The organism is Enterobacter cloacae complex sp. P12RS (genome assembly GCF_014895875.1).
Lineage (GTDB): Bacteria > Pseudomonadota > Gammaproteobacteria > Enterobacterales > Enterobacteriaceae > Enterobacter > Enterobacter bugandensis.
This window is the reverse complement of record NZ_JADBQO010000067.1, coordinates 1-9,821: the sequence shown is the minus strand read 5'-3', so window position 1 is coordinate 9,821 and position 9,821 is coordinate 1. Positions and strand designations below refer to the sequence as shown.

8 protein-coding genes are annotated in these 9,821 nt (G+C 57.7%); all 8 read right to left on the bottom strand.

The window, feature by feature from the left end:
• A partial coding sequence (locus IM284_RS22565; protein ID WP_193055947.1) for a contractile injection system protein, VgrG/Pvc8 family occupies window positions 1-596 on the bottom strand: 596 nt, incomplete at its 3' end.
• Window positions 593-3,211 carry a type VI secretion system ATPase TssH gene (tssH, locus tag IM284_RS22560; protein ID WP_193055946.1) on the bottom strand — a complete coding sequence of 873 codons (2,619 nt, stop codon included), beginning with the start codon at window positions 3,209-3,211 and terminating at the stop codon, window positions 593-595. The genes tssH and IM284_RS22565, both read right to left, overlap by 4 nt.
• A gap of 160 nt (window positions 3,212-3,371) precedes the next feature.
• Window positions 3,372-3,863, bottom strand: a complete 492-nt coding sequence (hcp, locus tag IM284_RS22555) for a type VI secretion system effector Hcp (protein ID WP_047368672.1) — start codon at window positions 3,861-3,863, stop codon at window positions 3,372-3,374.
• Between the two features lie 5 nt (window positions 3,864-3,868).
• Window positions 3,869-5,542, bottom strand: coding sequence for an OmpA family protein (locus IM284_RS22550; RefSeq protein WP_047368673.1), 1,674 nt, complete (start codon window positions 5,540-5,542; stop codon window positions 3,869-3,871).
• Window positions 5,542-6,216 (bottom strand): type VI secretion system protein TssL, short form, encoded by a 675-nt coding sequence (tssL, locus tag IM284_RS22545; RefSeq protein ID WP_047368674.1) that lies wholly within the window; start codon window positions 6,214-6,216, stop codon window positions 5,542-5,544. Before tssL ends, IM284_RS22550 begins: the two co-directional genes overlap by 1 nt.
• On the bottom strand, window positions 6,213-7,553 hold the full coding sequence (tssK, locus tag IM284_RS22540) for a type VI secretion system baseplate subunit TssK (RefSeq protein WP_047368675.1): 1,341 nt from the start codon (window positions 7,551-7,553) through the stop codon (window positions 6,213-6,215). Before tssK ends, tssL begins: the two co-directional genes overlap by 4 nt.
• Window positions 7,554-7,566: 13 nt before the next feature.
• Window positions 7,567-9,102 carry a type VI secretion system contractile sheath large subunit gene (tssC, locus tag IM284_RS22535; RefSeq protein ID WP_047368764.1) on the bottom strand — a complete coding sequence of 512 codons (1,536 nt, stop codon included), beginning with the start codon at window positions 9,100-9,102 and terminating at the stop codon, window positions 7,567-7,569.
• A 40-nt stretch (window positions 9,103-9,142) separates the two neighbouring features.
• Window positions 9,143-9,634, bottom strand: coding sequence for a type VI secretion system contractile sheath small subunit (tssB, locus tag IM284_RS22530; RefSeq protein ID WP_193055945.1), 492 nt, complete (start codon window positions 9,632-9,634; stop codon window positions 9,143-9,145).
• Window positions 9,635-9,821: the final 187 nt, after the last annotated feature.

Here is a 9,821-nt window from a genome sequence, read left to right as displayed (position 1 = left end):
TGCTCAAGGCGGCTGTCCATTTCGAAACGCCAGAAAATACCCACTTCGGCCAGCAGTCGTTCAATAAACTCAAGATCGGTTTCCCGCCACTGGGTAATCAGCTCCCGCGCCGGATACTCACGGGACAGACGGAACTCAAAGTCCGCCCCTTCCAGCCCGTGCTTACGCAGCACCTTTTCCACGACTTCAGTCACGGACTGATTGAGGAAAATTTCACAGCCCTTCGTATGACCTGACAGGGCGATACGCGGGACCAGCGCCAGTTCGTAAACGGTATCCTCTTTTGAAGTGGAAATACGTTCAAACGACGAAACCACGCCATACACGGTACGCACGGGGACAGCCGGCGCCCCGTCAAACATCGGGGTCTGAAAAGTAAAGGATGCAGGTTTTAACAGCACGGCTGCACTTGCGATATCCGGTGTGGAGCAGGTCACGGAGATATCATACCGCCAGGGCTTGCTGAGGGATTCAACCGAACTGAATTTCAGCACATCAAGAAATTCAGGGCACTCATGAACATCGACCCGGTAGCGGGACTGGCCCGGCAGTTGCTGTACCAGGCTCGCCGCATCATTTATTAAAGAATTGTTCATACGCCCGCTCCTTCGTCAAATGACATCACAATCCCCTCTTCCTCATCCCAGCCCAGCGTCAGGTGCTGCGGCTTCTGCCCCGCCGCCATATGCGTCAGCAGCTGCTGGCTAAGTACCGGCAATATCTGCTGATTCAGCAGGCTGTCAACGTTGCGCGCACCAGTGTCCGGCAGCAGGCAGGCGGCGGTCAGTGTGTCGTACAGGCTTTCGCTGATATCGGTCTTCATACCGTAATGGCGCGCCAGACGCTGACTCACCTGATTCAGCTTCATCCCGACTATCGTGCGCATCGCCGCCTGTCCCAGCGGACGGTAAATCACCGTCTGGAAACGCGCCAGCAGCGCAGGCTGGAAGTGGTCGCGCAGCACCGGGCGCAGCAGTTCATGCAGGCCGGCTTCGGTCGCCTCCGGCATCTGCATGATAAGGTCGCTGCCGAGGTTGGAGGTCATCAGGATGACCGTGTTGCGAAAATCAATTTCCCGCCCCTCGCCGTCGCGCATAAAACCCCGGTCAAAGACCTGGTAGAACAGGTTCATCACGTCCCGGTGGGCCTTTTCCACCTCATCAAGCAGCACCACGCTGTACGGGCGCTTGCGCACTGCTTCCGTTAGAATACCGCCCTGGCCGTAGCCGACATAGCCCGGCGGGGAGCCCTTGAGCTGGGAGACGGTGTGCGGCTCCTGGTACTCGGAGAGGTTGATGGTGATAAGGGATTTCTCGCCGCCGAACAGTTCATCCGCCAGCGCCAGCGCGGTTTCGGTCTTGCCGGTGCCGCTCGGGCCAACCAGCAGAAACACCCCCTGCGGGCCGTTCTCCGGCGCGAGGCCCGTTTTACTGGCGCGCAGGCGCTGCGCAACGGCGTTCAGCGGTGCGTCCTGGCCCACCACGCGCCTGCCGAGGTTCTGTGCCAGGCTCACCAGCTCCGTCTGTTCATCCTTCATCAGGGAGGAGAGCGGCACGCCGGTCCAGTCGGCAATCACCTTGGCGACGGTACGGGCGTCCACATCCAGCCCCAGCAGCGGGTTATTCTGCTGCACGGCGGTAAGCTGCGTCTGCAGGTCCGCTATCTCTGTCTGGCGAGAGATATCTGTACGGCAGGCGAGAAGTTCTTCCGTCAGCCTCAGCTCCTGGCCGTACCGGGTTTCCAGTTCGTCAAGCTGCAGGATGATGCGGACTTCGTCCTGTTCGATGGCGGCAAGCCGTTCGCCGTGGGCGCTGTTACCCACCGCAATATCTTCCAGCAGCGCCTGTTTCTCCATGGCAAGGGCCGTGAACTGCGCCTTCATCCGGGTCAGCGGCTCCGGCACCGTATCAAGGCTCATACGAATACGGGCGGAGGCGGTGTCCAGCAGGTCTACCGCCTTGTCCGGCAGCTGGCGGCCTGTCAGATAGCGTCTGGAGAGGGTGACGGCGGCTTTAACGGCTTCATCCGTAATGTGCACCCCGTGGTGTTCCGCGTAGCGGGATTTCAGCCCCCTGAGCATCAGGCAGGCGGTGTCGTCGTCCGGCTCGTCAACTTTCACCATCTGGAAGCGGCGCTCCAGCGCGGCATCGCGCTCGAAGTACTGCTTGTACTCACTCCAGGTAGTCGCAGCAATGGTTCTGAGTTCACCGCGTGCCAGCGCAGGCTTCAGCAGGTTGGCCGCATCGGCTCCGCCCGCCTGGTTGCCTGCGCCGATGATGGTGTGGGCCTCGTCGATAAACAGCAGCACCGGGGTGGGCGACTGCTGCACTGCTTCGATAATGTTTTTCAGGCGCTGTTCGAACTCGCCTTTGACACCTGCGCCCGCCTGCAGCAGGCCGAGGTCGAGGGTGCGCACGGAGACAGGCTTCAGCGCGTCCGGCACATTGCCTTCGGCAATTCTGAGCGCCAGCCCTTCCACGAGGGCGGTCTTGCCGACACCCGGCTCGCCCACCAGTATCGGGTTGTTCTTACGACGGCGGGACAGGATATCCACCATCTGGCGGATTTCATTGTCACGGCCAAACACCGGGTCGATTTTACCCTCACGGGCGCGGGTGGTGACGTCGAGGGTGAACTTATCCAGCGCATTCTGTAACGCCGGGCTGAGTTCGCCTTCCTTTATTTCTGCATCGGTAAGCGTCGCATCGCCAGTCTGCGCAAGTTCCGCTTCCTGCTGCACCTCCGGGCGCTCGTCCGACTGCGCGTCCAGAAGCCCGCGCAGTCGTTCCAGCTGGCTCTGTGCCAGCGTCAGCAGCGGCCACAGGCCGTCGCAGCGCACCTGTTTCGGTTTTTCCACCAGCACCATCAGCAGGTGAATGCTGCGGATGTGCTCCTCACCGGCCAGCGAGGCATGCAGCCAGGCGTCCAGCATCAGGGCCTGAATGCTGTCCGAAAGCTGCGGGCGGCTGTGCACCGAACGGGGCAGCATATCCATAAAGGCCAGTAAATCCTGCCATATCGCGTCCATATCCCATTCATAGCGGCGGGCCAGCACCGTCAGGTCGCCCTCGCCCTGCTCCAGCAGTTTCAGCAGCCAGTGCTCAGGCAGGATTTCCGCGTGCGCCCGGGTCTGGCACAGGGAGGCCGCCCCTTCCATCGCGCGGGCGCAGTAGGGGTTAAGACGGCGTAACAGGATGGCTGGATTTTCCATGAGCTTCTCTCTTTATCAGTTCCGGACACGCTACCGCCCCTCGCTGTTCACCAAAGCGCATAAGGTCAGGCAGGCAGATTGTATTTTTCTTTGCTGAACGCCCGTCATCGCAGACGTTCAGCAAAGAAACGGCGGACAGGCAAACCTGTCCGCATCAGGATTAGGCGGTGGTACGTTCGTTCCAGGAATCGGAATGAATGATGTTGCCGTCCTTGTAGGTCCAGGTGATTTTTTCGTAGCGCAGTTCAATCTGTTCCAGATGGTTGTGCTTCTCGAAAGCCGGGTCCTTGATGTCATGCATCAGCGGATTCACTTTCACCAGCTTCACGTTCTCAAGCTTCGTGTTGAAGTACTCCACTTCCTGGCCGGCGTCGTTGATTTTGTACCACTTAAATTCAGCAGACTTCAGGGTCTGGCCGGTGGTCACCGCCTTGTACAGATACGGGCTTGAAGAGTCGATTTCCTTGGTGAACAGGAACGGCGTGTGGATACGCGTGCCGGTCAGTTTGCCGGTATTGTTGTCGGTCGGGATGTACAGGTTATGCTCCTGCGCCACCACCTCGATGCTGCCTTCACGGTCCTTCACGTCCACGGAACCTTTAATGTCCGCGCCGCCGTCGTCCTTCAGCCACAGATAAACAGGAATTGCCATGTTAATTACTCCATTTCATTTTTTGAGACGCCATCATCCTGCGATGGCGCCAGTGTGTTGCCCGGCAGCTGGCAGGCATTCGCCTGCGGCACCAGACTGATTTCGACACGGCGGTTCAGCGCGCGGCCTTCTGTCGTGTCATTAGTGGCGACAGGACGGCTTTCGCCGTAGCCCTGCACCGCAAAACAGCTCTCCGGCACGTCGCCGGTGTCGCGCATCCAGTCCCGCACGGACTCAGCACGTTTCAGGGAGAGCTCCTGGTTGGATTTGTCGTCGCCCGTGCTGTCGGTATGGCCCGCCACCACAATCAGCCAGCCAGGCTTCGCTTTGATGCCGACCAGCGAGTTCACCAGCAGCTTCGTCGAGCCGGGTTTCAGCGCCCATTTGCCGGTATCGAACAGGGACATGCTGTCGAGGCGGATGATTTTTGGCTGTGACTTTGGCGCAGGCGCCGAAGGGGGCATATACGTGTCAATGGCCTTCTGTAACGCCAGCCATAAACGTTGGCCAGGGTAATAACCCAGCGCATACCTGAGGGGTTCCCCCTGCCGTTGCCAGCGCTCCAGCAGAAGGGCATCCTGTTTCAGCGCCGCAAGCGACTGCGCTTTTGGCTCATAGTGATTCATGGGAATGGCATACCAGCGCTGCAAATCTGTTCCGACGTGGCGAATCAGCGCCGCGTTATTCGCGGCAGAAAAACCGAGAGCAGTCAGAACGCATACCAGAACCAGTAAAACGAGGCGACGAGTTCGCTGCCCGCCCTGTACGGGAGCACAGTAAGGCGCAAGCACGGGTAATACCGCATCAGGAAAACGGCCTGATACCCCCGCTGCTCCGGCTGCCTGCGGTAAAATCAGATGCGTCAGACGACAAAGGTGATGCGACCACAGCGAAGCCGTGTCAACAGACGCCATACCGCTTCGAAATGCGACAGCAAACGGATGAACTGCCGGAAAAAGCCGATCTTCTTTCGCCAGCTCATCCATCAGAATGGTGCGCATAAAAGCAAAGGCTTCCCGCAGAACAGGCATCAGCGCCAGATGATTTTCCTGTTGCCAGTCATCCAGCGCCTGCGGCGTCTCATCAGCCGGATAAACAACCGGTTTGTCGCCACGCACAACAAGCCACGGGGTTGCGGGGCCGGAAAACTCACCGCTCAGAATCACCGGTAGAGAGAATCCGGCAATCTGACTCAGTTGCTTCATTTGCTGGCGCAACGCTTTCAGGGACGCGCGTAGCACGGCTTCATCCAGATGTCTGTCAGGCTGGCAGGAATACATAACAGAGAGCTGTCCGGTCTGACGCGGCTGCTGTTCGTGAATATCGCGAACAATGTCGCTCAGCCTGTTGACGTCATTCACCCGCAGCCACCAGCCCTGCGCGGTTTTGCGCAGTGTTTGTCCCTGGAATAATGCGTCCAGTTCATCCCCACAGACGAGAACAACAGGCCCCCCGGCATCAGGCAGCGGCAGTTCACAGACGGACGTTTCACCCTCCGCCATCATCTGGCCGGAGCGGCTTTTTCTCCAGACCAGCCAGAAGACCAGAGCAGCAATGCACACCGTCATCCCGCCTTTAAACAGCGTGTCTGCCGGAATGAATCCCCACAGCAGCCATAAAAGCGCCGCAATACCCGCCAGAACGTGGAATATCAGAGAGACCATGACTGATTTACGCATTAGCGAGGCAACTCCGGTAACTGCCCTGACAACAGTGCCTGGAGCCAGAGATGCCCTCCCCACCACACAATGCCAGTGACCACAACAACCGCAGCAATCCAGAACCAGACGGAACGCAGCAGGCTGGAGCGGTGCTTTCCGGTCCGGCGCACCACCAGAGAGATACCGGCATCCAGAGGCGGCACCCGCTCAGCAAGGGCTTTGATCACCTCTTCCCGCTGAGACTGGCTGACTGAGCTCATGCTGTACAACCCGCGGAACCCCAGTGCTATTACCCGGTGGTAACAGGTCAGAACGGCCATATTCGGCGCAGGCTGACGTAATACTTCAGCGATACGATCCCAGAGAGCTTCGCCTGCATACAGGGATCCGAAATGACGCGCCTGCAATGGCGCTTTTCGCCAGGCAGCCTGACCAGCCTCAACGTCTGAGCTTTCACCGGGCTTTCTGCTCATTACCACTTCATCAAGCAACGCACACTGCGCGTAGGAAATATGCCCGATGCTGGCCTCGTCGTACCCCGCACGATCCAGCGCCTCGCGTACGCTTTCCACGTGCTTACAGCAGGTGTCATACAGCACATCCCCGTCGGGCGTTGTTGCCCCCTGCTTAAGCAGGGTGACGGTGAGCCAGGTTTCCGCCATCAGTTCATCAATATCAATGTCGTTTCTCATGATCGCAGTACCGCAAACAGTTCGAGTTCAAGCCGTCCCAGCAGGGCAGGCACGTAGAACATGCATACCCCCTGCTCCAGCATGTCCCGCGCCCCGGCACTCTCCATGTCCAGCGCGAAGTACTGGTTCTCCATCCGCACCGGTAACGCTGCCGGCACACGGTTAACGGCAATGAGCGGGATCCCCTGCAGTGCGACGGTGGAAATAGCATTCACATCATCCGGTGAACCCGCCTTACATAACGCCGGGAATTTCTCTGCCACCTGCCATGCGGGAACGTCAGACCTGACGGACAGATAGAGATCGGCTTCTTCGCGCAGACGGATATCGTGCAGCGAGGCTTTCCATGTCTGATCGTCCGGTCGAAGCATGTCCAGCGCGATCACGCGGGACGGCAGACTGGCTTCCAGTAAGCCGGTGATCAGTTCAAACAGTGGCGGAAACGTTTTTTCTGGTTCGGCATGGTTATAGCCGGGAATAGCGTCCAGATCGCTGTCGAGAGAAAATGTCAGCATGCTGCCCGCCAGTCGTGCGAGTTCCGCCCACACCTGCTCCGGATGGCGGGCGGGAAAAAGTTCAAATTCCGTCAGCACCCGCGCATGAGAGTTCAGTGCATTGAGTAGCCAGAAAAGAGAGACGTCTGCCACCGCGAAATCGGCCAGACGCTCATTACTCTCGCGGCGCATGGACATCAGACGCTGGCGACGTGAGCGAAGCTGACGGTTCAGTAACACCAGTCTTTCCCGCATCGCCGGGCTTGCAGAGAACAAGGCCATGGGAGGGATAAATGCCGGATCCTGACGCCATTCCTGTCCGTCACGGATCAAACGCGCAACCGGGCAGCACTGCCACGACGCGTTATCCTCGTGTTCAAAACGAATCGCGAGGTTAAAGCGGGCGACCGCGACGGATTCCTCCTCGCTGCCAAACGCATCCTGGACATTCACCCACTCTTCACGGTAGCGGAGCGGCCGGTCGGCTATAGCTGATTCCTGCTGCACGTTATTCAGCCCGGACTGCATGAGCGGCAGGGCAATCACCACCGTAACTGCGTCTGAATGTTGCGCCAGCCCCAGCTCGCGCGGTTCTGGCGGCAGATCGCTGACTGCCGTATCCACCAGCGAGCCATCAGGCAGCCAGAGCCGCAGTTGTGTAATCTGAATCAGGCCCGAACCCAGCAGCCTTTCATCAAATTCAGCCTGCTCAACGCCCCACGCAAACGGCGAGGCGAGAGCCGCAACGCCTGTACTGCGAAAAGATTCCCATTCTGACTGTTGCTGGAACTGCTGAGGAGACAACAGCGCCCCCTCATTCCACAGCGGACGATAAATTTTCATCCCTGCCCCCGCCTTACGCTTTCGCTTTCGGCATCTGGCTGACCAGAGACAAGTTCACGTCCATGCCTTCCACCTGGAAGTGCGGCACCGCAAACAGCTTCACGCGGAAGAAGCCCGGGTTATCTTCGATGTCTTCCACCACGACCTTCGCATCACGCAGCGGGTGAGAAGCCTGCAGCTCGTCGCCCGGATCGGTCATTTCAGTGACCAGACCACGCACCCAGGTGTTGAGTTCCAGCTCCAGCAGACGGCGGTCCTTGGTGGTACCGATATTTTCACGCTGTATCAGCTTCAGGTAGTGCGCAATGCGCGACAGCAGGAATATGTACGGCAGGCGTGCGTTGATGCGGCTGTTGACGGTGGCATCGGCGGTGTCATACAGGGCCGGTTTCTGGGCGGAGTTCGCCGAGAAGAAGCAGGCGTAGTCGCGGTTTTTGTAGTAAGACAGCGGAATAAAGCCCAGGCTGGCGAATTCAAATTCGCGGGTTTCCGGGATCATCACCTCAGACGGGATTTTCACCTGGTTGCCGGTACCGAGATCGTACAGGTGGATCGGCAGGTCTTTCACCGCCCCGCCCGCCTGCGGGCCACGGATCTGCACGCACCAGCCGTTATTGATGAAGCTTTTCACCATGTTGGAGGCGAAGGAGAACGACGCGCTGGTCCACAGGTATTTCTCGTGGTCCGGCCCTTTCACCTGCTCAACGTAGTTGAAGCTGCGCACCGGCACGGTGTCCGGACCATACGGCAGACGGCCCAGCACGCGCGGCATCACCAGCCCGATATAGCGCGAGTCGTCCGTGTCGCGGAACGATTTCCACTTGATGTACTCGGCGCGGTCGAAGTAGTTACCGATATCTTTAATCGCAGCAACCTCTTCCATAGAGTCTTTCAGGAAGAACGCCGGGCCAACGGAGCCGATAAACGGCATATGCGCGGCGGCGGACACTTTCGAGATATTGCGCAGCAACGCCACGTCCTGCGGGCTGGCGTCAAATTCGTAAGAAGAAATCACCGAGCCAATCGGCTCGCCGCCCGGGGTGTCGTATTCGGCGGTATAGGTGTGCCAGTAGAGGCCGCTCTGGATAAGTTCCGGTGCATCCTCAAAGTCCTGGCGCAGGTCGTCTTTGGAGACATCCAGAATTTCGGTTTTCACGTTCTGGCGGTAGTCGGTGCTGTCCACCAGCTGCTTCAGGCCACGCCAGAGAGATTCAACTTTCTGGAACGCTTCGTGGTGCATTACCGCATCCAGCTGACGGCTAATCTGGAAATCCAGCTCCGCGATATGGTGGTCAATCAGCGTCTTGTCGAGCTTCTCCACGGGCTCGCCGGATTTGCGGATGCAGTCCATAAACACCTGCATCGCTGCCGTCAGGCGCTCGCCTGCCGGGGCATCAGAGAGCGCCGCATCATCCAGAAACGCGTTAATATCACCCAGACTGGAGGCCGGGGTCAGGTTGATTTTTTCAAACAGGGAGGCGTAAACGCCCTCTTTTTCCAGTACGGTGGTTTGCCCCTGAGTGGAGGCGGTTTCGGTATTTACAGACATCAGCATATTCCCGGTTAATCCATTAAATAACGCACGCCGCTTATTTCGGGGCCAGTGCACTCATTTCGTCGCGTAATTCCCGGGACAGCGTCGGGTCTTTAAGAATTTTCTCGAGTTCTTTTCTGAAAGTGGCGTTATCAAGGAGGTTGGATTTGAGATCGCGTAATAAATTACGCATCGCCAGCATGGCGCGGAGCTGAGGGATCTGGCGGGCAACCTGCTCAGGTTCGAAGTCTTTAATATCGGAGAAGCTCAGTTTCACATTTTCTTCGGAACCATCCCCCGCGAGGGTATTCTCAACATTCAGATTTACTTCCGGGTTAAATTCCGAAAGTACACTGTTGAAGTTGTTTTTATTGACGTTAATTTTTTTTCTTTCAGATAATGGGCGGGTCTCTTTGCCATTACTGAAATCACCGACGGTGAGGAGTTTAAGCGGCAGTTCGACTTTTTTCTGCGAGCCTCCTGCATGCAGGCTTAATTTAAGGTTTATGCGTGCCTTAGGCACCTCGTTCTGGAACGTATCGGCCATAGCGGTCCCTTCCCTTGAGGAGTGTTTGCTGGAAATAACGGCGTTTCTTTACAAAGCCGATGGTAGAACAAAACACCGCTTAAGATCAATAAATTAGTGTAAATATCCTATATCGGATTTTTTTAAGCATTTTTCACCAAAACAAAACAACAAACGACACTACACACGAACCAATAACACGACACAC